The sequence below is a fragment of the Glutamicibacter sp. M10 genome, from assembly GCF_025452055.1.
Taxonomy (GTDB): Bacteria; Actinomycetota; Actinomycetes; order Actinomycetales; family Micrococcaceae; genus Glutamicibacter.
In genome coordinates this window covers 2,827,966-2,852,124 of the sequence record NZ_CP104918.1, presented here as the reverse complement: position 1 = coordinate 2,852,124, position 24,159 = coordinate 2,827,966, and the positions used below count along the sequence as shown (strand labels likewise).

Sequence of the window (24,159 nt, the reverse complement as noted above, 5' to 3'; positions counted from 1 at the left end):
AACTGTGAACTTTTCCGATTTCATCGACAAGGCATTTAACTTTGACGACTACGCCCTACTCTTGCCCCTAGTGTCCAACTCACTGATCGCCGGAGCGGTTCTGGGCGTTGTGGGCGGACTGATTGGCATCTTCATCATGATGCGCGATATGGCCTTCGCTGTGCACGGCATTGCTGAACTGTCCTTTGCTGGCGCGGCCTTTGCGCTGCTCATTGGCGCCGATGTGGTCACTGGCTCGGTACTCGGCTCACTCATTGCCGCGTTGATCCTTGGATTCCTAGGCACCAGAGCACGAGACAGAAATTCAATTACCGGTGTCCTGATGCCATTTGGTTTGGGACTGGGCATCTTGTTCCTGTCTCTCTATGAGGGCAGAAGCGCAAATAAATTCGGCCTGCTGACCGGCCAGATTGTTGCTGTGGACGATGTTCAGCTCAACGGCATGCTGATACTTTCACTGGTCGTAGTGCTTGCGCTGATTCTGATCTGGCGCCCACTAACCTTCGCTTCGGTGGACCCGGTCGTGGCTAATGCCCGAGGCGTACGCACCTCCGGGCTGTCGATTATCTTCATGGTGATTTTGGCACTTGCCGTTGCGGTGACTATTCAGGTTGTCGGCGCACTGCTGGTCCTAGCCTTGCTGATTACACCGGCCGCTGCCGCGATGAGGGTGACATCCAATCCGGTACTGACCGTAGTGCTCTCGATTGCGTTTGCAGAACTTGCCGTTGTTGGTGGCATCTTGCTGGCCCTAGCCGGTTCGCTACCAATCAGCCCTTACGTCACCACGATTTCATTCTTGATTTACGTGATCTGCCGAAGCATTGAATACGTTCGTTCACCGCGCAGACGTCACCAGGTATAGAACTTCAGACATGACAATCGCCCCAGATCATTGATCTGGGGCGATTGTCATGTTCACAGAGATTTTGAATTCCAACTTCGGTGATTAGCTACTGGCTTTAGCGCGACATTCGGCGCACACACCATAGATTTCAACGGTGTGTTCAGGCTCAGAAAAGTCATGCTCGGCTGCGACTCGTGCGGCCCAGCGTTCTACGGACGGGGCCTGTACTTCTACGGTCTTAGAGCAAGAGCGGCAGACCAAGTGATGGTGGTGGGTGTCGGTGATGCACTGACGGAAACGTGCTTCGCCGTCACCGCTACGCAGGACGTCAACCAAGCCGTCATCTGCCATGGATTGCAACAGGCGGTAGACGGTGGCCAGCGAAACCTTCTTTTCGGAATCCTGCAACCAACGGTGCAGCTGCTGTGCGGTGGCGAAATCATTGATCTCGCCCAGTGCCTGCGCTACAGCCAGTCGCTGCTTGGTAATCCGGGTTTCTGGCTGGGACATCTACGTGCACCATTCCTTGACTTCGTTGCGGACAGGCAACCGCTCATGTAACTGCGCAGTTCACCTGTACTGTCACTCAATTTTAGCCAACTTTTCTGGATGATGCGTGTCAGGCGCTGGCACGGGCGGGGCGTGGAGCCTACGCTAAAGACATGCGCATCAAAACCAGAGGCCATTCCTGTATTGAACTGAGCACCGTAGACGGTTCGCTGCTGCTTGATCCTGGAAGTTTTTCTGAACTGACCGGGGCTTTCGAAGACAAGCACGCAGTGCTGATCACCCACGAGCATGCGGACCATGCGGATCTCGAAGCTATCGTCCAAGCACTGAGTTCTAATCCGGTGTTGGAGGTCTACGCGCCAGCGGCGTTGGCTAAGAGCCTGAAGGAAAAACTACCGGCCGCCACCATTGCCCAGGTGCACCCCGTGTGCGCTGGAGCCAACTTCATTGTCGGCGGGATTCGTGTGCGCGCAGTAGGCGGCACCCACGCGACGATCCACCAATCCATCGACTTGGTTGCCAACGTCGGATACGTGCTGGGGGATAATGCAGTTGGTCAACCGATAGTTTTCCACCCCGGAGACAGCTACCAAGTTCCCGTGGGCGTGCCAGTAGATTTACTGCTACTGCCGGTGATGGCACCGTGGGGCAAGATGTCTGAAGCTGCTGACTTTGCTACGGCAACCAAGGCAAAAACGTGGGCGCCAATCCACGACGGGTTGCTCAACGAGATCGGCGTGGGCTTGTTCGACCGTCAGTTGGGCACCATTGCTGAGCGTTCCGGCAGCACCTATCAGCGACTAGAGCAGGGCACCGAATATAAGGTCGAGGAACTGTTAGCAAGGTAGTGCATATGAATCCTTTGATATCCGCCAATGAACTCACAACCTTGCTTCAGGGCGAGGCCTCTCCCGTGCTCTTAGACGTGCGCTGGGTGCTTGGAAAGAACGACGGCGCACAGCAGTACGCTGCCGGTCATATTCCGGGTGCCATCTTTGTGGATTTGGAAACGCAATTATCGGGCACCGTCGGTGAACATACCGGACGTCACCCATTACCACTGCCTGCAGATTTTGAAGCTGCCGCGCGCAGTTGGGGCATCAACCCAGACAGTCGCGTCGTGGCCTACGACGATTCTGGTGCCCTCGCCGCAGCCCGCGCTTGGTGGTTGTTACGCCATGCAGGATTTGAAAACGTTCAGGTACTTGATGGCGGACTGGAAGCTTGGAAGCAAGCCGATGGCCCGATCTCGGATGGCATCGAAGAAGCAGCACCCGGGACGGTGATGCTCTCCTGGGGCAGAATGCCGGTAGTCGAGTTCGGCGAATTGGAATCCCTAACTGGAGTGCTAATCGATTCGCGCGCTACCGCCCGCTATCTGGGGATCGAAGAGCCGATTGACCCGGTGGCCGGACACATTCCCGGCGCCTTGAACCGGCCGACCACCGACAACTTGGACGCCCAGGCGCGCTTCCACACACCCGAACATCTGCAAGCAAGCTTTACCAAGCTCGGAGCGCAGCGGCCCGGTTCTGCAGCCTACTGTGGCTCCGGCATCACCGCCGCGCATCAGGTGCTCGCTGCAGCCAGCGCAGGCATTGAACTGGGCTTATACCCGGGTAGCTGGTCCGAATATTGCTCATACCCGCAAGCACCAGTGGCCACGAGCGACGAAAAGCATCGCAACTAAAAATACTGCAGCTAGAGAAAGGCAGCAATGAGTACGCTGTTCAGCAAGATTATTGAAGGTCAGATCCCAGGCCGTTTCGTCTGGAAAGACGAAAAATGCGTTGCCTTCTTATCTATCGGCCCACTGACCGACGGACACGCACTGGTAGTGCCACGTGAGGAAGTCGATGAATTCACGGATGCTTCTGAAGAATTAGTAACCCATCTGACCCTGGTGGCGAGAAAAATCGGACAGACCCAGAAGCGCGTATTTGGTGCGCAGCGTGCCGGACTGATGATTGCAGGCTTTGAAGTTCCTCATCTACATGTGCATGTCTGGCCAACCAATTCGCTGGCTGATTTTGATCTGTCTAATGCGACGGAGAACCCAGACCCAGTGGCCTTGGATAAAAACGCTCAGCTCTTGCGCGATGGCTTGGTTCAGGACGGCCACAGCGAATTTGTCCCAGAGGCCTAAAACCTTGCTGTACCTGCGCTACCAGTCTGTGTCGCCTAACCATCGCGGCGTAAATCTAGGAATTTTTGCCCTCGTCAATTCGCTCGGCCGTGGCGGTGAGCTCAGCGAAGAAGAGCACGTCATTTGGCGTGCGGGCAATGATTGGTATGACGCAGCCTATCCAAACCCAAGCAGCACTGACCCCGAAATTTATGATCATGAGCTCAATCCCGGGGCAGTGGCTTGGTTTAAGGACAGTGCACACCACCTGCTGGAGCGCGTCGAGCCGTATCTCAAGTTGCTCGACGCGCACCAGATCGGTTGGGAGAAACTACAGTCAAAGTCTCCTGGCACGGTCATCTACGAGGACGACGTGCAAATCATCGTCGTTCCACCAGCCAGATAGTTAGCCTTGGACCTGCGTGGTTGGGCGTTCAGAACCGATATGGCGCGCCAACATGATGTCCAGTACCCCGCGGCATCTGACTCGGGATTCGTCCCGCTTCAAACTTTGTAACGAGTATGGCTAAAGCTCAGCGAGCCCATCCTTCATTGCTTTACGGATGCGCTTTTCACTGACCGAATACGCAGTGCCCAGTTCTTGGGCAAAGAGCGAAATGCGCATTTCTTCCAGCATCCATTTCACCTGGCCCAAAGTCGCAGGAACACGTGCGCCCTGTGGAACCTTACCCAGAGCAGTATCGTACTCATCTTCCAGTTTTTGGATGGTCACCAATGCCTGTGAATCACGGGTGACCGCTCCACCGCGCAACTTCTCCAAACGCACTTCAATGCCTTGTACATAACGCGGTAGGCGCATGAGGTTCGCGGCACCGGTGGCAGCAATGAATCCCGGATAAATCAACTGCTCAAGCTGCGAACGGATATCGGTGACTGCAGCAAACATCGCCAATGACTTTGTGCTCTTTAGATCCTTGTTGATCCGGGTCGAAGATCCAAAGACCTTAGCCACCACTGCGGTGATGGTGAAGACGGTGTCAATCTGCTCGGCACGCACAGATTCGAAGAGTGCTTCAAAACTAGCTCGGTTCATCGGAAGCGTGGCCGGAACCAACTGATCCACGGCGGCCATGGTGCAGTCAGCAATTAACTTGTCGATGGATCCGTGCGGATTCTGCGTAAACACCAGCTTTTCCGCATTTTTCAGGTGCGAGACGACAAACTTTGCCGCCGACGGCAAACGCAACATCAGCAGTCGAATGACACCACTACGATGCGCAGCATCGCGTTCGGTCTCGCTACGGAAGACGGTAAGATCTACGGCCGACCCGGTGTCGTTCAGTCCGGGGAAGGCAGTGATCTCTTGGCCCATAACCGTGGTGGTGACCTTAGCAGGCAGAGTGTCGCCTAGGGTATCGCCAGCGGCCTCTAGCTCAGGCCAGTGATCAAGACCTTGCTGGTCCCAAGCGCCCTGAGTTGGTGCGGCCGAGGCCTTGGCACCCTTCTTGTTCGACTTGTTCGACTTGTTCGAAGGTGATGCCACCGATGCGCCAGGTTTGCCCGGCTTATTGACTCCACTAGCCAGCGCTGCGCGGTTGGCAGCCGCAAACTTGTATTGCAGGGCGGCCAGATCATCACCCTGACCCAATACCTTGCCGGAGGCATCCGTGACAGTGAAACCGAAGCGCAAGTGCGCTGGCAATGCAGCAAAATCAAAGACCGAAGGTTCAACCACCATGCCGCGCAATCGACGCAAGACCAGCGCCAGTGATTCCGCCAGATCATCAGTAGCTGGATCAAAGTCTTGATCCAGCATGTTTAGAGCTTTACCTGCAACATCCGGGGCCGGAACGAAGTTTTTACGTATGGCCTTCGGCATGGAACGGATCAGCGCAGTAATCAGCTCGTGACGCAGGCCTGGAATGAGCCAAGCGAAGCGAGCAGGGTCCAGCTGATTCAAGAACACCACAGGAACGGTAAGCGAAACGCCGTCGCCTTCACCCGCACTGGCGGCCGGATTGTATTCGTAGCTCAGGGGCAGGTGAATATTGCCCAGTTGCCACGTGGTGGGGAAGTTACTTTCATCGAGTTCTTCACCGTCGGCCAACAAAGCTTCGGGGTCAAAGTCCAAAAGCGTTGGGTCAGTTGCCCGTGCATTTTTCCACCAACGGTCAAAATGACGCTCAGAATAAACTTCGGAGCCCACCCGCGCATCATAGAAAGTGAATAGATCTTCATCAGAGATGCGCAGATCATGACGGCGCATACGTGTCTCAAGCTCTTCAACTTCTTCAAGCAGAGCCCGGTTCTTGGCAAAGAACTTATGGTGGGTACGCCAATCTCCCTCAACCAGCGCGTGACGAATAAATAGTTCGCGCGCCAGAATCGGGTCAACCCGCCAGTAGTGGAACTGACGGCGGGGGATGATTGGCAGGCCAAAGAGCGTGACCTTTTCATATCCCATGACAGAGCCGGTGCGCTTAGACCAATGCGGTTCCGAGTGCGTTCGCTTAAGCAGATGCGGCGCGAGTTCTTCCACCCATTCGGAGGAGATGGCTGCGTTCATTCGCGCCCATAGGCGTGAGGTCTCCACGAGCTCGGCGGACATGACCCAGGTTGGCGACTTCTTAAAAGTCCGGAGCCAGGGAAGATGGCAAAGCGAGTGCCACGCGCACCGAGATAATCTCGTTTGCGCTCATCGTACATACCGATATGTCCAAGCAAACCAGCCAGTAGTGACTTGTGAACTTGGTCTTCGTTGGCAGCCGGGTCAATCGGGGCAGCCGCTACGGTGATGCCCAACGGCTTAGCAAGCTGACGCAACTGTGTGAACAAGTCTTGCCATTCACGCACGCGCAGGTAGTTGATGTGCTCTGTCTTGCACATGCGGCGGAAGGCCGAGGAAGAGAGTTCCTTCTGCTGTTCTTGCAGGTATGCCCAGAGATTAAGCAAGGCAATGAAGTCAGACTTCTCATCGGTGAATCGTTTGTGTAGCTCGGCAGCTCTTTCGCGCATGCCGGTATCTTCACTTGGACGCTCTCGTGGGTCCTGGATGCTCAGACCTGCGGCGAGCACCATGACTTCCTTAGCCACTGCGCGGTCCGCAGACTCGACGATCATTCGTCCCAGACGTACGTCTAGTGGCAGCTGGGACAGCTTGCGACCAATCGGGGTGAGCTTGGCGGACTTGTTGGATTCCAACGCACCAAGTTCGCGCAGCAGGTTCACACCATCGGTGATGGCCTTTGCTTCGGGAGGCTGAACGAAGGGGAACTTTCCCACCTCGGTGGCTGACGCAACTACGCCCATGGAAATCATCTGCAAAATGACGCTAGCTAGGTTGGTACGCAGGATTTCTGGGTCAGTGAACTCGGGGCGAGCCTCGAAGTCTGATTCCGCGTACAGGCGGATGGCGATGCCCTCGGAGACACGACCACAACGGCCCGAACGCTGATTGGCGCTGGCCTGTGAAACGCGTTCGATAGGTAGACGTTGCACCTTGGTGCGATGAGAGTATCGCGAGATGCGGGCGGTGCCAGTATCGATCACGTACTTGATGCCTGGCACGGTGAGTGAAGTTTCAGCCACGTTGGTAGCCAAGATCAGGCGTGGTGCACTGCCCGGGTGGAAGACTCGGTGCTGCTCAGCAAGTGAGAGGCGAGCAAAAAGCGGCAATACTTCATAACGAGGCAGGCGCTTATTGGCGGTGACCATTGCTCGCAACGCCTCAGCCGCATCGCGAATTTCTCGTTCACCGGAGAAGAAGATCAGGATGTCGCCTGGTGCTTCTCGGCTTAGTTCCTTAACCGCATCGGTGACTGCATCGAGGGGATCGCGTTCTTCCTCTAATGAATTTTCATCATCTGACTCATCGTCAAGGGCTGCTTCAGCCTGCAATGGGCGGTAGCGCAGTTCAACGGGGAAGGTACGTCCGGAGACTTCCAGAATCGGTGCTGGTTCAATCTCGCCCGAGGGTAACGTCTTACCAAAGTGCTCGGCAAAACGTTGAGGGTCGATCGTAGCCGAGGTGATGATGATCTTCAGATCAGGGCGCTTTGGCATGATCTGCTTGAGGTAACCAAGCAGGAAGTCAATATTCAGGCTGCGCTCGTGAGCCTCATCGATGATGATCGCAGAGTATTTTTTCAGCAAACGGTCGCGCTGAATTTCGGCAAGCAGAATACCATCGGTCATGACTTTTAGCTTGGTATTGCGCGAGACCTCACCGGTGAAGCGCACATGGAAACCGACCTCGTCACCAATTTCGGTTCCCATTTCCTCGGCAATTCGTTCAGCCACGGTGCGCGCGGCAAGACGACGAGGCTGGGTGTGCCCAATCATGCCCTTTTCGGCCAGGCCGAGTTCAATGAGCATCTTGGGTAGCTGGGTGGTTTTTCCTGAACCGGTTTCACCGGCTATCACTACCACCTGATTTTCGCGCACTGCTTTGAGGATGTCTGCGCGACGGGCTGAGACCGGGAGGGCTTCTGGATACGTAATGCTAAGCGCCATGATGTTTCTATTCTATTCGCGTAGCGCCCAATCCACTTGCCGCCGAGCCGAGGGCGAAATTTGTGGCCTAATCCGGTCCAAGGATGTGTGAAAGAGGTTAGTCAAATTTTCTGTCCGTCTAGGCAAACGTCGACATCTTGTGGAGACAAAATACAAAACGTACCAATTTCGTCTCACTACTCGGAAATTGTGCCCATAAAGTTCAATATCAAGATTAAAACGTCTCTCGATGGCCCTATCCGGTGACTAAAGTGAGGTCGTTCACATGTAAGATCTAGGGTAATCATCGACGTGGTGTTGGGACGGTTCCCGGATGCATTTCACAAGTGGTCTTGCAGCCCAACTACCAACTGCATTGATGACATCACTCGCACTATGGGGACTTTGAAGGGGATTTCAATGAAGAGCTTCACAGCTATGAAATTTGCAGCAGTAGCTGCAGCTAGCGCACTCGCGTTGACCGCTTGCGGCGGTAGCAATGGATCGAGCGACAAGGCTGCAAGTGACGAGCCAGTAAAGATCGGCATCGCACAGTACGTTACGCACCCATCCTTGGATGCTGTCGTCACCGGATTCAAAAAGGGCATGGAGAGCGCCGGGTACACCGGTGACAAGATCTCCTACGACGAGAACAACGCGGAAGCTGATCAGGCTACCAATACCTCGATTGCTGGCAAGCTTGCTGCGGACTCGGATATTGACTTGGTGTTGGCAGTTGCCACCCCGTCAGCCCAGGCAGTAGCCCAGACCATCACCAAGGTTCCAGTTCTGTTCTCAGCTGTCACTGACCCTGTGAGCGCGAAGCTCGTCGGATCCAATGAAGCACCAGGTGCCAATGTCACCGGCACCTCGGACTTGAACCCGGTTGATGAGCAGCTTGCTTTGCTCAAGGAACTGAAACCAGATGCTAAGAAGGTCGGCATCGTTTACTCCTCGGGCGAAGTGAACTCGGAAGTTCAGGTCAAGCTGGCTGAAGAAGCTGCTAAAGATTTGGGCCTGACCATCGAAAAGTCTGCGATTTCAACTTCCAGTGAAGTACAGCAGGCAGCAGGATCGTTGGACGTAGACGCTTACTACGTTCCGACCGACAACGCTGTGGTTTCTGCACTTGAAGGTCTGATCCAGACCGCTGACAAGAAGAAGATTCCAGTTATTGCCGCTGACGGCGACTCGGTTAAGCGTGGTGCTACCGCAACCTACGGCATTAACTACGAGAAGCTCGGCGAGCAGACCGCTGCCATGGCGGTCAAAGTACTCAAGGGCGAAGCCGAACCAGCAAGCCTGCCGGTAGAGACCATCTCAAAGGTTGACCTGTACCTCAATGAGAAAGCCGCAAAGAACTCCGGCATCGAATTCTCCGAGGACATGAAGTCAAAGGCCGTCGAAGTCTACTAAACCCTGCATCACAAGCGACGTAAGGCGAGGCGCATGATCTGATGCCTCGCCTTTCGTCGTGACAATACAACTCAAGGATCCCCACATGATCACAGCGGTTGAACTCGGCCTGATTTACGCCATCATGGCGCTCGGCGTGTATCTGACCTTCCGTATCCTAGATTTTCCAGACCTGACAGTCGACGGTAGCTTCACCACCGGAGCCTCTGTCGCCTCGGTGAGCATTGTCAGCGGCGTGAACCCGTGGCTCGCTACGGCACTGGCCTTTATCGCTGGCCTAGTTGCCGGCACCATCACAGGTCTACTGCATACCAAGGGAAAAATTGACGGCTTGTTGGCCGGTATTTTGACCATGATTGCTTTGTATTCCATCAACTTACGCATCATGGGTAAAGCAAATACACCGTTGCTTGGTGAAGAAACTCTGTTTAGCCCCTGCGCAAAGCGGGATTATTGGGTACTGGGACATCGATTGCGATTCTCTTCGTTCTCTGTCTTGTATTTGTTGCTGCCATTGTGTGGTTCCTGCACACCGAAGTGGGAATGGCCATGCGTGCCACCGGCGATAATCAGGAAATGATTCGTTCCTTCGGTGTCAGTACCGATAATCAGAAGATTCTGGGCCTTGCCCTTTCCAACGGCCTTGTGGCGCTTTCCGGTGCGGTGATTGCTCAGTACCAGGGCTTCGCTGACGTAGGCATGGGTATCGGTTTGATTCTGATTGGCTTGGCTTCGGTCATCGTTGGCCAAGCGATTTTCACCCAGCGTTACATCTGGCTGGCTGCATTGGCAGTCGTATTCGGCGCAGTGATTTACCGTCTGGTGATTCAGCTGGCTTTGTCTGCGGGCCTGGAAGTCAACGACATGAAGCTGATTTCAGCAGTGCTCGTTGTCGTGGCGTTGTTGCTGCCTAAATGGAAGGGGTTCCAGAAAATAGTGAAGACCTTCAAGCGCTCGCCGGCTACCGTGACTGGCAAGGAAGAGGTTCGCACCAATGCTTAATATCCAGAACCTATCGCGTACGTTCTTCCCCGGAACCGTCAATGAACGTAAAGCTCTGCGCAACATCAATCTGGAACTGACCGACGGCGAATTTGTCACCGTCATTGGTTCCAACGGCGCAGGCAAATCTACAGTGCTCAATATGGTGGCCGGCAAACTTCAGCCGGACGCAGGCTCGGTGAGCATCGCCGGAAAGAACGTCACCAAGCTAGCGGACTACAGTCGAGCAAAGTACATCGGCCGCGTATTCCAAGATCCAATGGCTGGCACTGCTCCAGCCATGACCATTGAAGAGAATATGGCCTTGGCCTACGCCCGTGGCCGTTTCCGCGGATTGGGTTTGGGCGTTGGAGCCAAGCGACGTGAGCTATTTGTCGAGGAACTCAAGAGCCTGGAACTAGGCCTCGAGAATCGCCTGAAGACCAAGGTTGGATTGCTCTCGGGAGGTCAGCGTCAGGCATTGAGCCTGTTGATGGCTACGTTCTCAAAGCCAAAGATCCTGTTGCTGGATGAGCACACCGCAGCGCTTGACCCGCAGCGTGCAGCTCTTGTATCTCGCTTGACCAAGGAAATCGTTGAACGGCATCAGCTGACGACGCTGATGGTCACACACAACATGGAACAAGCACTGCAATTGGGAACACGACTGATCATGATGCATGACGGGCAGATCATCTTGGACTTGAATCAAGAAGAAAAGTCGCAAATGACTGTTAAGGGATTGCTCGGTGAATTTGAAAAGATCAAGGGCGCTCAGCTCGATGATCGCACCATGCTGCAATAAAAACTGAGAACAACAGTTCAGGCTCCGCATATCCTAATGGTTGGCGGAGCCTGAACTGGTTTAAGTCGAAGTTTTCTCCAATAGGCACTCGACGCGTCCCGAACTCTGATCAACGAGTTCTTGGCCTGTCTGCTGGTAGCCGCAAGACAGATAAACCTGCATGGCGCGGGAATTCTCGGCTATGACCCATAAACGGATGTGGTGGAAGCCTGCGCTCAGCGCGTAGCGGTCTACTTCATCCAACATCTGACGTGCAACGCCACGGCCCCAGAATTCTGGCGAGACTGCGACATAGTAAATTTCCAGATAGTCATCGTGCGGAGCGCAGAGGGTAAAACCTGCAGGCTCATCAGCGAGCGTAGCCAAGACGAGCCGGGAGCTAGGAAGGGCTAAACGACGTTGGACGCCAGCGAGAGCTTGCGCGCCATCTTTGGGCAGTGGCTGGTGATCGCGCTGGGCGGCAGCGCGAGCCCAGATGATTGCAGCCTGGGCAACAGACTTTTGATCTTCAGGCTTCACTACTGCGAAAGTTATTGACGGACTTTTGGCATCCATAGTCTTAGCTTACTGAGGTACGTGTTCCATCTTTGTCAGTGCAAGCAGAGCGCAGATTAGGCAAGTGGCTATCTAGGACAATGCACTAAAAGATTCCGCTGGATCCAAGCAGGGTGCCGATGAAGAACGTCGCCGCCAAAGCGAGCGCACCACCAATCACCAAGCGAAGCGCCGCGACACGTTTGGAACTTCCACCGATGTAGGCGCCGAGTGTCCCGGTCAGCGCAAGAGAAATGAGCACCGCGGCGAAGGTTATCGGAATGCGCACCGAATCCGGCGGCAGCATGATGGCCAGCATGGGTAGGATCGCGCCGATAACAAAGGCAGCGGCAGAGGCATAAGCAGCATGCCAAGGATTGACGACTTCTTCTTCATCGATATTCAGCTCTGCCGACAAGTGTGCTGCTAACGCATCGTGTTCAGTGAGTTCATTGGCCACCTGCAGTGCAGTCTCTTGGCTCAGCCCTTTCGACTGGTAAATCCCAGCAAGCTCAATAAGCTCTGCTTGCGGATCATCGGCAAGTTCTTGGCGTTCTTTTTCAATGAGTGCGTGCTGTGAGTCGCGCTGACTACTGACCGATACGTATTCACCTAGCGCCATGGATATCGCGCCACCAATGACGGCAGCCATGCCGGCAGTAAAAATGGGTGCCGATTGGTTGGTGACACCCGCGACGCCTACTACCGTGGCCGCTACTGAAACAATGCCATCATTGGCGCCAAGCACGCCGGCGCGCAACCAGTTGAGACGTTCAGCAAAGTTTTTCTGATGCGGTTCGTTAGGGTGAGCACTCGTGGATTCGGTCATGAGCCAAGATAATCACTAAGCAAGACATAGACGCCAGTGACAAGTAAATCTTCGCCATAGTTATCGGCAACATTTAAACAAAAAAATTGCAGGTCTGGAATTCCAGATCCTGCAATTTGCTGGTGCCCCTGAAAGGAATCGAACCTTCGACCTTCTGCTCCGGAGGCAGACGCTCTATCCACTGAGCTACAGAGGCGGGTTGCTGAGCAACAGAAAAAATACTATCAGGTGGTGCGCTGATCTGCGCAATTGGAGAAAGCACTCAAGAATGTGGTGCAAAAGTCACCGGGACTGCTCAGTCTCACAGTCCGGGGGAGTCATGAATGATCATTATTTAGGGCAATTACCGGTATTCTTGAACGGTGACTCCTGAAGAACTCTCCGCAGCAATATCCGCATGCCTCACCGAAGCCGTAGCCGCTGGTGATATCTCCGTTGAGGTGCCAGAGACCGTACGTGTTGACCGTCCAAAGAGCCGTGAGCACGGTGACTGGGCAACCAACATCGCGCTGCAGCTGGGCAAAAAAGCCGGAATGGCACCCCGCGACTTCGCGCAGCTCCTTGCCCGACGACTCGCAGAGGTTCCAGGAGTCGACGCAGTCGACATCGCTGGTCCAGGCTTCCTCAACATCACCCTAGAAGCCGGCGCAGCCGGTGAGCTAGCCCGCAGCATCGTTGATGCCGGCGCTGCCTACGGTCACAACCAAGCCCTGGCCGGCCACGTGGTCAACATGGAGTTCGTTTCCGCGAACCCAACCGGACCCCTACACATTGGCCACACCCGTTGGGCCGCACTGGGCGATGCCATCTCGCGCGTCCTGCGTGCCTCTGGCGCAACGGTCACCACCGAGTACTACATCAACGACGCCGGCAACCAGATGAACGTCTTTGCCCGCTCCGTATACAACCGCATCCACGGCCTGCCCGTACCTGAGGGCGGTTACCCAGGTGAATACATCAAGGAACTCGGCGACGTAGTACTCGCTGAGAACCCTGAGCTTGGCAAGCTGGAAGAAGCAGAAGCCATTCCTGCCCTGCGCGAAGCTTCGTACAAAGCACAGTTGGTTGATATCAAGGCGACCCTTGCTGACTTCGGTGTCACCTTCGACGTGTTCTTCTCAGAGACCGCTTTGCATGAGGGCGGTGCTGTGGCTGACGCCGTGGCTCGCCTACGCGAACAGGGTCATATCTTTGATCAGGAAGGCGCAGTCTGGCTACGCACCACCGATTTTGGTGACGACAAGGATCGTGTGCTGATCCGTGCCAACGGCGAACCAACCTACTTTGCTGCCGACGCCGCGTACTACCTGTCCAAGAAGGACCGCGGCTTCGAAGAAAAGATCTACCTGCTCGGTGCCGACCACCACGGTTACGTTAATCGACTGAAGGCCATCGCTGCCTGCGCAGGAGATGACAAGGAAAAGAATATCGAGGTGTTGATCGGTCAGCTGATCAGCGTCAACGGTGCCAAGCTGTCCAAGCGTGCTGGCAACATCATTGAGCTGCGCGATCTGATCAACTGGATCGGTGCTGACGCACTGCGTTACTCGCTGGCTCGTTTCCCAGCCGATTCTCCAATTGCCTTGGATCCAGAGCAGCTGCGAAAGAACACCAACGACAACCCGGTCTTCTACGTTCAGTATGCTCACGCACGTTCGGCTGCCGCAGCCCGTAACGCTGTAGCCAAGGGCATTACCCGTGATGACTTTGAAGCAACCCTGCTGACCGATCCGACCGAAAACGAACTGCTGGCCGTACTCGGACAGTTCCCATCGGTCGTGGCTGGTGCTGCAGAATTCCGCGAACCACACCGCATTGCCCGTTACCTGGAGCAGGTAGCCGGTGCATACCACTCGTGGTACGCCGCAACCCGTATCACCCCGGTTGGTGAAGACGAAACGATCTCAGCAGTGCACAGCACCCGCCTGTGGCTGAACGACGCTGCCACCACCGTCTTGGCAAATGGATTGGAACTGCTGGGCGTTTCTGCCCCAGAGAGGATGTAACTGGTATGGCTGTATCGCCGCTAGCCCCGCAATGGCTGCAATTCCCCGAAAACATTAACGCACTACGCGAGATCGAATGGGCTTCGGGGGTTTCCCGCGAGGCTGACGGCGAACTGTCCGTCCAGGGCCTTCGGGTCAGTGCTCTCGCCGAAGAATTTGGCACGCCACTGTTTGTGCTTGACGAGAATGACTTCCGCGCCCGAGCCCGCGGGTTCAAGACCGCTTTTGATGAAGCGTTTAAGGACTTGTGCGGGGGAGTAGATGTTTACTACGCCGGCAAAGCTTTTGTCTGCACCGAGGTAGCCCGCTGGGTTACCGACGAGGGTCTGCGCCTAGATACCTGCTCCGGCGGAGAGCTGGCAGTAGCTAAGGCAGCTAACGTTCCGGCAGAGAATCTCTCGCTGCACGGAAACAACAAGTCCAAGGCCGAGATCATCCGCGGCCTTGAAATGGGTGTTGGCCGCATTGTTATCGACTCACTTGATGAGCTGGAACGTGTGATCTCCTTGGCTGATTCTTTAAGCCTGACCGCAGAAGTGATGCTGCGTATTACCCCTGGTGTTCACGCATCAACTCATGAAGCCATTGCCACCGCGCACGAGGACCAGAAGTTTGGCTTGTCCATTCTTCCCGATGCCACTGGCACCTCACCGGCTTTGCGTGCGGTAGCCCGCGCTATTGAAGCGAAGAATGTGAACCTCTTGGGCTTGCACGCTCACATTGGTTCACAAATCTTTGAAGCCGACGGTTTTGCCATGGTGGCTCGCACCATGCTGGGTCTGCTTGCAAAGGTTCGTGAACTTCACGGCGTTGAGCTGCCTGAACTGGACTTGGGTGGTGGCTACGGCATTGCCTACACCTCCGAGGATCACCCCTCCACCCCGGCGAAGCTTGCCGGCCAGATGGCCGAAGTTGTTTCGGCTACCTGCGCGCAATTGGATATGGCTTGCCCTCGCATCTCCATTGAGCCAGGCCGCGCCATTGTCGGTCCGACCACTTTCACCCTGTACGAGACCGGTGTGCTCAAAGATGTTCAGGTTGAAGACGAAGCCGGCACCCTGCACCCGCGCCGTTACATTGCCGTTGATGGTGGGATGAGCGATAACCCTCGTCCGGTGCTCTACGACGCGCAATACACCGCCGTTCTGGCCAGTCGTATGACGCAAAGCGACGCAATTATTTCTCGTGTAGTTGGGAAACATTGCGAGTCAGGTGACATAGTCGTGAAGGACGTTTACCTGCCCGACGACGTGGCGGCTGGCGACTTGCTCGCGATTCCGGCCACCGGCGCATACTGCTGGGCCCTGTCGAGCAACTACAACTACCTCACCCGCCCAGCGGTGGTAGCTGTACGCGATGGCCAAGCCCGTTTGATCGTACGCAGGGAAACCGAAGACGACTTGCTAGCCCGCGACATGGGAGTTTAATTGAGCGGCGAAAAGAACCTGAAGGTAGCCCTGCTGGGTTGCGGTACGGTCGGAGCCCAAGTGGCCCGAATCCTGCTGGAAGACGCGAATGAATTGGCATCCCGTTCGGGTGCTGGTCTGCAGCTGATCGGCATTGCCGTGCGGAACCTTGATACCAAGCGCGACGTGGACTTGCCCAAGGAGCTTTTCACCACGGATGCACTCGCGTTGATCGAAAAGGCCGATGTGGTCATCGAACTACTCGGTGGCTTGGACCCAGCCGGCCAGTACATCGCTGCCGCCCTGTCCAAGGGTGCCAGCGTAATCACCGGCAACAAGGCACTGATTGCGCTTAAGGGTGCAGATCTTAATGAAGTTGCTGCACAGTCCGGAGCGCAGTTGCGCTACGAGGCGGCAGTGGCCGGTGCCATCCCGATCCTTCGCCCGATCGCTGATTCGCTGGCTGGAGATCACATCACCAAGGTGATGGGTATCGTCAACGGCACCACCAACTTCATCTTGGACGCCATGGATACCACCGGTGCGGCTTTTGACGACGTATTGAAGCAGGCCCAAGATTTGGGTTACGCCGAAGCCGATCCAACTGCCGACGTCGGCGGACACGACGCTGCCGCGAAGGCTGCGATCTTGGCTTCATTGGCTTTCCACACCACTGTCTCTTCGGAACAGGTTTCTACCGAAGGTATCACCGAGGTCAGCGCAGAAGATGTAGCAGCAGCCGCCGAGGCCGGCTACGTCATCAAGCTTCTGGCTATCGCTGAGCAGAGTGAAGCGGGCATCTCGGTGCGCGTATACCCAGCATTGATTCGTCGTTCGCACCCACTGGCAACAGTGCACGGTGCCTTCAACGCCGTTTTTGTTGAAGCAGAAAACGCTGGCGACCTCATGTTCTACGGCGCCGGTGCCGGTGGCAACGCCACCGCCAGCGCCGTGATGGGCGACGTGGTCGCTGTGGCTCGACAGATCGCCGCCGGTGCACCACTGCCCAATGGTTCGATCCAGCGCAGCCCACGGATGCTCGACTTTGATGCGATCACCACCCGCTACTGGATTGGCCTGTCGGTTAAGGACCAGTCCGGTGTGCTCGCTTCCATTGCCACCGTTTTTGGTGAGCATGGGGTCTCGATTGAATCGATGAGCCAACAAGGTGACGCAGATTCTGGTGCGCAGTTGCGTATCCTCACCCACCAGGGCACCGAATCGGCCCTGTCCAGCACCGTTGAGGCCCTCGAAGCCTTGGACGCTGTGCATTCAGTTCTATCCGTTATGCGAGTTGAAGGAAACTAACGTGGCTCACCAGTGGCGCGGAGTAATCCGCGAATATGCCGACCGTTTACCAGTAGACGAAAACACCAAGGTCATCACCTTGGGCGAGGGTGGAACCCCGTTGGTTTACGCCCCGGCCCTTTCGGCACACACCGGCAACGATGTGTACCTCAAGGTTGAAGGCATGAACCCAACCGGCTCCTTCAAGGACCGCGGCATGACCATGGCAATGACCGCCGCGGTAGCCGCCGGTGCCAAGGCTGTGGTTTGCGCTTCGACCGGTAACACCTCGGCTTCAGCTGCCGCCTACGCAACTCAGGCTGGCCTGAAGTGTGCGGTGCTTGTTCCGGACGGCAAGATCTCCATGGGCAAGATGTCCCAGGCTATCGCTCACGGTGCTGACATCATTCAGATTGATGGCAACTTTGATAACTGCCTTGAGGTTGCTCGCAAACTGAGCGAAAACTACCCAGTCTTCTTGGTGAACTCCGTGAACCCTGCCCGTATTCAGGGTCAGAAGACCGGCGCCTTTGAAGTGGTTGACTTCTTGGGTGACGCACCGGATTACCACATGCTGCCAGTTGGCAACGCCGGTAACATCACCGCGTACTGGAAGGGCTACAAGGAGTACTCCTCCGAGTGGACCAATGAAGCCGGCAAGGTTTTGGAACCAGTGTCCACCAAAACTCCAATCATGTGGGGCTTCCAGGCTGAAGGCGCGGCGCCAATCGTTGCAGGTCACCCAATCACCGAACCAGACACCATCGCTACCGCTATCCGCATTGGTAACCCAGCATCATGGGAACAGGCTGAAGCAGCGCGGGACGAGTCCGGCGGACAGATCGATTCGGTCTCTGACGAGCAGATCCTAGAAGCGCACCGTTGGCTTTCGAGCCGTGAAGGCGTTTTTGTGGAGCCTGCTTCGGCTGCCGGTGTTGCCGGTCTGCTGAAGCACCACGCTGCTGGCAATGTGCCAACCGGCAAGAAGATTGTCATCACCGTCACCGGACACGGACTCAAGGACCCAGACTGGGCCTTGAAGCAGGCCGATGGTTCAGCAGTCACCCCAAAGAAGGTCGGCTTCGACGTTGTCGAGGTAGCCGGCGCACTGGGCCTGGCCTAGAACCTCTGCCGGATTTCGCCGGCTGAATATGGCCCGTCGCGCCTTGGCAAGTTCCCGTAGGGGAGTTAGGTCAACCGTGACGGGCCATTGTCCATTTTTCACATTTCCTGTTCTGAAACTGAAGGAACTATGACGCAGCAGATCGCCTTGGGCCAGCACGTAATTGTTTGCCCACCAGCCACTTCCGCCAACCTTGGCCCAGGCTTCGATTCCCTCGGCTTGGCTTTGGAATACCGGGACCGGCTTGTGGTGCGCACTGCGTCGACGAGCTGCGTTGAGATCACCGGGGAAGGTGCCGAGGATCTTCCCAAAGATGAATCACATCTGATCATCAAGGAGATGCACCGCTACTGGAGCCGTGCCGGTTTTGAACCGGTTGGTGTTCACCTCGAGGCAGAGAACAATATTCCTCACGCACGCGGTATGGGTTCCTCCGCGGCAGCCATTGTTGCCGCGTACGCAGCAGCCGATGCGTTGCTGCCTGAAGAATCACGCGGTGGCACCGAAGCAATTTTCCAAGCCGCGGCAGCCTGGGAGGGGCATCCAGACAACGTAGCGCCGGCGGTCTACGGTGGCCTGAGCATTTCATCAACGCAACCAGACGGTAGCTTTGCTTCGGTTCAGGTGCCGTTGCAATCACAGCTGCGTGCTGTACTGGCCATTCCTTCCAACGGGCTATCAACCGAGGTAGCGCGTGGAGCACTACCAGCGCAGGTTGATCACAGTATTGCGGCCGCCAATAGCGCCAGTGCAGCCCTACTTATTCATGCTCTCAGCAACGATCCATCGGTCTTGCTGGCAGGCACCAAGGACTATCTGCACCAGGATTACCGTGCTGTAGCTATGCCCGAAAGTGCGTCCTTGATCGCTTCATTGCGTGAGGCAGGACTGGCCGCTGTGGTTTCCGGGGCAGGCCCAACGGTTTTGACCTTGGTCGCGGGCGAAGAGCAGGTGGCCCAAGTCTTGGCCAAGATTGAAGAGTTTTCTGCGGAATCTACAGTGTCGTGGCGTGCTGAAGTTCCTGCGCTGGCTAACAACGGTGTTACAGTAGAAGTGCTGTAACACTATGGCAGGCCGGATTGTTGGGTAGTTACCCGGTTCAAATCCCATTGGCCAGTGTTGATACGGAATGGTTCGGTTCTTGAACCCTACTTTCTCCGTCCAGTCGTTCCGGTTCTTCCTGCCGTCGCAGCAACTTTGATATCCCACATTCATGCACAGCCTCGTGCCGTCGAGATATCAGTCTCCTTATATATTCCACCGCAGTTTAGTGACCTGCTTTTTGGGCTCGCTCGGTGGAATGCGCACTAGCCATGAAATCTTCGGCTAAGGCAAAACATTAACGGCATAGTGGGCCTGCCTTGAAGCGGCCCATCCTACGAGTCAGAAGGAACTTTCGTGACCGAAACCACGAGCCTCAACGAAGGCGTGGACACCAAGACTTCCGAAAACAAGAGTGCCGGTCTGGCCTCTTTGAAGATGACCCAGCTTCAGCAGCTGGCTTCGCAGCTGGGAATTACCGGCGGATCGCGAATGCGCAAAGCTGACCTGGTAAAGGCTATCGGCGAGCATCAGCGTGGCGGATCTGTCGCCGCGAAGGAAGCAAAGGCAGCTAAGAGCGAAGCAGCACCAGCTGCCGAACAGCAGCCAACCGAAACCAAGGCGCGCTCGCGCCGTGCACCAAAAACGCACCGGCAGCAGAAGCTGAAGTTGCACCACAGGCGCAGCCAGCTACCGAAGCAGCGAACGACTCGACCGCAGGACAGAAGCCTGCACGCACCCGTCGCCCATCGCGTCGAGTGACCGACTCGGGCAAGGCTCCAGTTGCGCAGGAGCAGACTGAAGCACCTGCACCTGCAGCAACAGTTGAAACTGAAGCCGCACCAGTTGAGCAGAAGGCACCACGCCAGCGCCGCAACTCGAGGGCCAAGGCTGAAGTCAACGCTGAACAGCCTGCAGCTCAGAACGCTGAGCCACAGACCGAAGCTACTGATAACAACGCTGAGCCACGCGAAGAGCGTCGCGAACGCAATAACAACCGTCGTGACCGCAACAACCGTCGTGAGCGTAACAACGACCGTGGCGAGCGCACTGAGCGTGGCGAGGCCAACGAGGCTGAGGCCAACGGCGAAGCACGCGAAGAGCGTCGTGAACGTGGCAACCGCCGCGAGCGCAACAACGATCGCAACAATGATCGTAACGAGCGCAACGAAGTCAGCGAGTCTGAGTCCAACGGCGAAGCACGCGAAGAGCGTCGTGAACGTGGCAATCGCCGCGAGCGCAACAATGACCGCAACGAGCGCAATAACGATCGTGGCGAGCGCAATGAGCGCAACAACGACCGTAACGATCGTAACGAGCGCAACGAAGCGTCAGAGAACGAATCCGATGAACGCAGCAACGATCGTAATGATCGCAGCAACCGTCGTGAGCGCAACAACGATCGTAATGATCGCAGCAACCGTCGCGAGCGCAACAATGACCGCAACGAGCGCAACAACGATCGCAACAACCGCAACCGTCGCAACCGTCGTGATGAAGACGAGCCACAGCTGAGCGAAGACGATGTTGTGTTGCCAATCGCCGGTATCTTGGACGTGCTGGAGAACTACGCATTTGTTCGCACCTCCGGCTACCTGCCAGGTCCAAACGACGTGTACGTCACCTTGGGCCAGGTCAAGAAGTACAACCTGCGCAAGGGTGACGCCATTGTTGGTGCGATCCGCCAGCCACGCGAGGGCGAGACCCCTAACCCACGCCAAAAGTTCAACGCACTGGTGCAGCTGACCAGCGTCAACGGCAAGAAGCCAGAAGATAACCGCGAACGTGTTGAGTTCAACAAGCTCGTTCCGCTGTACCCAACCGAGCGCCTGCGCCTGGAAACCGATCCAAAGCTGGTCGGCCCACGTGTTATCGATCTGGTTGCCCCGATCGGTAAGGGCCAGCGTGGCCTGATCGTATCGCCTCCAAAGGCCGGTAAGACCCTGATCCTTCAGGCGATCGCCAACGCGATCACCATCAACAACCCAGAAGTACACCTGATGATGGTGCTGGTTGATGAACGTCCCGAAGAAGTCACCGACATGCAGCGCACCGTCAAGGGCGAAGTTATTGCTTCGACCTTCGACCGCCCAGCTGATGACCACACCACCGTGGCTGAACTAGCCATCGAGCGCGCTAAGCGCCTGGTGGAAATGGGCATGGATGTTGTGGTTCTGCTTGACTCGATGACCCGTCTGGGCCGTGCTTACAACCTGGCTGCTCCAGCCTCGGGCCGTATCCTCTCCGGTGGTGTCGACTCGGCTGCACTGTACCCACCAAAGCGTTTCTTCGGTGCTGCTCGCAACATCGAAAACGGTGGCTCGCTGACCATCCTTGCCACCGCACTGGTGGAGACCGGGTCCAAGATGGACGAGGTCATCTTCGAGGAATTCAAGGGCACCGGCAACATGGAGCTTCGCCTCTCACGCCAGCTGGCCGAGAAGCGCATCTTCCCAGCGGTGGACGTCAATGCATCCTCCACCCGCCGTGAAGAGCAGCTGATGAGTGCCGAAGAGGTACGCATCATGTGGCGTCTGCGTCGTATGCTTTCGGGCATCGATCCACAGCAGGCTCTGGAAGTGCTGACCGGAAAGATTCGCGAAACCGAATCCAACGCTGAATTCTTGATGCTGGTCAACAAGACCACCCCAAACAAGGATTAGTTGCCCTACTCGCCATGGCGTCCAGCCAGTTTGCCCCACCCGGGCAGCTGGCTGGACGCCATCGGCGCGTAGTGACCGTTTAACCCACTAGAATTTAATCTCAGCAGCCCGCAGGCCCGAAAAGAGCCTGATTGTGCGGGCACCGCCGACAAGGAAAGCACATCACCATGTTCGAATCCGTCAAGACGCTACTAGAAGAGCATGCCCAGATTCAGGCGCAGCTCTCGGATCCGGCGGTGTACGCCGACCAGTCGCTGGCCCGCAAGCTCGGACGCCGCTCTGCCCAGCTCAACGGCATCGTTGAAGCCTACAACCGCTGGCACACCGCTACCGATGATTTGGAAGCTGCGCAGGAAATGGCGGATGAAGATCCAGAGTTCGCCGAGGAAGTCGAAACCATCAAGGCAGCTCTTCCGGAGCTGGAAGAAAAGCTTCGTCGCCTGCTGATCCCACGTGACCCTAACGATGCACGTGACGTGATCCTTGAAGTTAAGGGTGGTGAAGGTGGTGATGAGGCAGCACTGTTCGCAGCTGACCTCTTGCGCATGTACACCCGCTTTGCTGAGAACAAGGGCTGGAAGGTGGAGATGATCTCCTTCAACGAGTCTGACCTTGGCGGTTACAAAGATGCTCAGGTTGCGATCAAGGGCAAGTCCAATGACCCAGCTGAGGGTGTTTACGCACAGCTGAAGTTTGAAGGCGGTGTGCACCGTGTGCAGCGTGTTCCAGTGACCGAATCTCAGGGACGTATCCACACGTCGGCTGCCGGCGTGCTGATCCTGCCCGAGGTTGACGAGCCCGAAGAAGTCGACATTCACCCGAACGACCTGAAGGTGGACGTATACCGTTCCTCAGGTCCTGGTGGCCAGTCGGTGAATACCACCGACTCCGCGGTTCGCCTGACCCACATCCCGACCGGCATTGTGGTCGCCATGCAGAACGAAAAGTCGCAGATCCAGAACCGTGAAGCGGCCATGCGTGTGCTTCGTTCACGCTTGCTGGCTCACCAGCAGGAAATCATCGACGCCGAAAACTCGGCAGTTCGTGCAAGCCAGATCCGTACCATGGATCGTTCCGAGCGTATCCGTACGTACAACTACCCAGAAAACCGCATTGCTGATCACCGCACCGGTTACAAGGCGTACAACTTGGATGCCGTCATGAGTGGCGAACTGCAGCCAGTGATCGAATCATGCATCCAGATGGACGAAGAAGAGCGCTTGGCAGCGCTGGGCGAGTAAGCATCGTCTTGGAAGAACTGTCTGCCGTCCGCCACAAGGCGATCGCGGCATTGGCCGACGCCGGGGTGCCAAGCCCCGGCGTCGACGTCGACCTACTGCTTTGCCATGTCCTGGGCATTAGTCGTTCCGAACTCAAGCTTCGCGAGCTACGCGGGGATAGCTTTGAAGCTAGCCACCGCGAAGAGTTCACACAGCTAGTGGCTGCCCGGCGCACTCGCATCCCATTGCAACACCTCACCGGGGTGGCACATTTCCGCTACCTGGAGCTCAAAGTTGGCCCTGGTGTATTTACGCCGCGTCCAGAGACTGAAACGGTCGTGCAGTTGGGGCTGGATTTTGTGGTCCAACAGGCACTAGAAGCACCAAATTGCATTGATCTGTGCTCCGGCTCAGGAGCGATTGCTGCTGCATTGGCCAGTGAACTGCCCGGCTCCAAGGTCTGGGCGGTGGAGCTTTCCGATGATGCTATCCAGTACACCAAAGCTAATTGCCTGCCACATCAGGTTACCGTCCTGCATCAAGATGCCACCACGCTTCCTGAGGACTTGGAAGGCATCATGGATTTGGTAGTTTCAAATCCGCCGTATATTCCGCCTAACGCTATCCCGCGCGAGGCCGAAGTTCGAGACCATGATCCGGCCATGGCACTCTACGGTCTAGGCGATGATGGTCTGCAGATTCCGCGTGCCGTGGCAGGGCAGGCCATGAAGCTATTGCGTCCCGGTGGATATTTTGTGATGGAGCACGCTGAAGTGCAGCAAGACTCGGCGGCGACGATGCTCAGAGAAGCAGGGTTCACCCAAGTTTCCGGTCACGAAGACCTCACTGGACGAGCCCGCGCCACCTGTGGGTACGCACCACACCGCTAACCAGTACCACCTACTACGCACAGT

Annotated in this window: 19 protein-coding genes, 1 tRNA gene and 2 pseudogenes; 17 read left to right on the top strand and 5 right to left on the bottom strand. The window is 56.3% G+C overall.

The window, feature by feature from the left end:
• Positions 1–4 precede the first annotated feature (4 nt).
• Entirely contained in the window at positions 5–865 is an 861-nt protein-coding gene (locus N6V40_RS13885; protein ID WP_262198025.1) for a metal ABC transporter permease, read from the top strand.
• A gap of 84 nt (positions 866–949) precedes the next feature.
• Here the strand turns inward: N6V40_RS13885 and N6V40_RS13880 are convergent, their stop codons facing one another.
• Complete coding sequence (locus tag N6V40_RS13880) at positions 950–1,357, bottom strand: Fur family transcriptional regulator (protein WP_131087842.1); 408 nt, start codon at positions 1,355–1,357, stop codon at positions 950–952.
• Positions 1,358–1,509: 152 nt separating this feature from the next.
• On the opposite strand from N6V40_RS13880, the gene N6V40_RS13875 reads away from it, so the two are divergent.
• From N6V40_RS13875 to N6V40_RS13860, 4 genes are read left to right on the top strand one after another with little or no spacing between them, the layout of a single operon-like run.
• Entirely contained in the window at positions 1,510–2,205 is a 696-nt protein-coding gene (locus N6V40_RS13875; protein WP_262198024.1) for an MBL fold metallo-hydrolase, read from the top strand.
• Between the two features lie 5 nt (positions 2,206–2,210).
• Positions 2,211–3,047 carry a sulfurtransferase gene (locus tag N6V40_RS13870; RefSeq protein WP_262198023.1) on the top strand — a complete coding sequence of 279 codons (837 nt, stop codon included), beginning with the start codon at positions 2,211–2,213 and terminating at the stop codon, positions 3,045–3,047.
• A 27-nt stretch (positions 3,048–3,074) separates the two neighbouring features.
• Entirely contained in the window at positions 3,075–3,503 is a 429-nt protein-coding gene (locus tag N6V40_RS13865; RefSeq protein WP_262198022.1) for an HIT family protein, read from the top strand.
• Positions 3,487–3,888, top strand: coding sequence for a hypothetical protein (locus N6V40_RS13860; protein WP_242632421.1), 402 nt, complete (start codon positions 3,487–3,489; stop codon positions 3,886–3,888). Before N6V40_RS13865 ends, N6V40_RS13860 begins: the two co-directional genes overlap by 17 nt.
• Before the next feature lie 120 nt (positions 3,889–4,008).
• On the opposite strand, the pseudogene hrpA reads toward N6V40_RS13860, so the two are convergent.
• Positions 4,009–7,955 (bottom strand): annotated as a pseudogene (hrpA, locus tag N6V40_RS13855) (ATP-dependent RNA helicase HrpA).
• 399 nt (positions 7,956–8,354) lie between these two features.
• Here hrpA and N6V40_RS13850 point away from each other — a divergent pair.
• From N6V40_RS13850 to N6V40_RS13840, 3 genes and pseudogenes are all read left to right on the top strand, one after another.
• On the top strand, positions 8,355–9,350 hold the full coding sequence (locus N6V40_RS13850; protein WP_131087848.1) for an ABC transporter substrate-binding protein: 996 nt from the start codon (positions 8,355–8,357) through the stop codon (positions 9,348–9,350).
• Positions 9,351–9,435: 85 nt separating this feature from the next.
• Positions 9,436–10,352, top strand: a pseudogene (locus N6V40_RS13845) (ABC transporter permease).
• Positions 10,345–11,136 carry an ABC transporter ATP-binding protein gene (locus N6V40_RS13840; protein WP_262198021.1) on the top strand — a complete coding sequence of 264 codons (792 nt, stop codon included), beginning with the start codon at positions 10,345–10,347 and terminating at the stop codon, positions 11,134–11,136. Before N6V40_RS13845 ends, N6V40_RS13840 begins: the two are co-directional and overlap by 8 nt.
• Before the next feature lie 60 nt (positions 11,137–11,196).
• Here N6V40_RS13840 and N6V40_RS13835 read toward each other — a convergent pair whose 3' ends face one another.
• The 3 genes from N6V40_RS13835 to N6V40_RS13825 all read right to left on the bottom strand — a co-directional run bounded on the left by N6V40_RS13835 (position 11,197) and on the right by N6V40_RS13825 (position 12,695).
• A complete protein-coding gene (locus tag N6V40_RS13835; protein WP_262198020.1) occupies positions 11,197–11,691 on the bottom strand; it encodes a GNAT family N-acetyltransferase in 495 nt (164 codons plus the stop codon).
• An 85-nt stretch (positions 11,692–11,776) separates the two neighbouring features.
• A complete protein-coding gene (locus N6V40_RS13830) occupies positions 11,777–12,499 on the bottom strand; it encodes a VIT1/CCC1 transporter family protein (protein ID WP_131087853.1) in 723 nt (240 codons plus the stop codon).
• Positions 12,500–12,619: 120 nt separating this feature from the next.
• Positions 12,620–12,695 (bottom strand) — tRNA-Arg (locus tag N6V40_RS13825).
• Between the two features lie 166 nt (positions 12,696–12,861).
• Here N6V40_RS13825 and argS point away from each other — a divergent pair.
• The 9 genes from argS (at position 12,862) to prmC (ending at position 24,135) form a co-directional block, all read left to right on the top strand.
• The gene (argS, locus tag N6V40_RS13820) at positions 12,862–14,505 is read left to right on the top strand and encodes an arginine--tRNA ligase (protein WP_262198019.1); all 1,644 of its coding nucleotides are present in this window, start codon (positions 12,862–12,864) and stop codon (positions 14,503–14,505) included.
• Between the two features lie 5 nt (positions 14,506–14,510).
• Positions 14,511–15,932 carry a diaminopimelate decarboxylase gene (lysA, locus tag N6V40_RS13815; RefSeq protein WP_262198018.1) on the top strand — a complete coding sequence of 474 codons (1,422 nt, stop codon included), beginning with the start codon at positions 14,511–14,513 and terminating at the stop codon, positions 15,930–15,932.
• Positions 15,933–17,219 carry a homoserine dehydrogenase gene (locus N6V40_RS13810; RefSeq protein ID WP_262198017.1) on the top strand — a complete coding sequence of 429 codons (1,287 nt, stop codon included), beginning with the start codon at positions 15,933–15,935 and terminating at the stop codon, positions 17,217–17,219.
• Position 17,220: 1 nt separating this feature from the next.
• Positions 17,221–18,321, top strand: a complete 1,101-nt coding sequence (gene thrC / locus N6V40_RS13805) for a threonine synthase (protein WP_131087857.1) — start codon at positions 17,221–17,223, stop codon at positions 18,319–18,321.
• 129 nt (positions 18,322–18,450) lie between these two features.
• Complete coding sequence (thrB, locus tag N6V40_RS13800) at positions 18,451–19,383, top strand: homoserine kinase (protein ID WP_262198016.1); 933 nt, start codon at positions 18,451–18,453, stop codon at positions 19,381–19,383.
• Positions 19,384–19,719: 336 nt separating this feature from the next.
• Entirely contained in the window at positions 19,720–20,124 is a 405-nt protein-coding gene (locus tag N6V40_RS13795; protein ID WP_262198015.1) for a Rho termination factor N-terminal domain-containing protein, read from the top strand.
• Positions 20,121–22,025 (top strand): transcription termination factor Rho, encoded by a 1,905-nt coding sequence (rho, locus tag N6V40_RS13790; RefSeq protein WP_262198014.1) that lies wholly within the window; start codon positions 20,121–20,123, stop codon positions 22,023–22,025. The genes N6V40_RS13795 and rho overlap by 4 nt, the downstream gene beginning before the upstream one ends.
• 167 nt (positions 22,026–22,192) lie before the next feature.
• Entirely contained in the window at positions 22,193–23,266 is a 1,074-nt protein-coding gene (prfA, locus tag N6V40_RS13785; RefSeq protein ID WP_131087860.1) for a peptide chain release factor 1, read from the top strand.
• Positions 23,267–23,274: 8 nt separating this feature from the next.
• On the top strand, positions 23,275–24,135 hold the full coding sequence (gene prmC / locus N6V40_RS13780; RefSeq protein ID WP_262198013.1) for a peptide chain release factor N(5)-glutamine methyltransferase: 861 nt from the start codon (positions 23,275–23,277) through the stop codon (positions 24,133–24,135).
• The last annotated feature ends 24 nt before the right edge of the window (positions 24,136–24,159 follow it).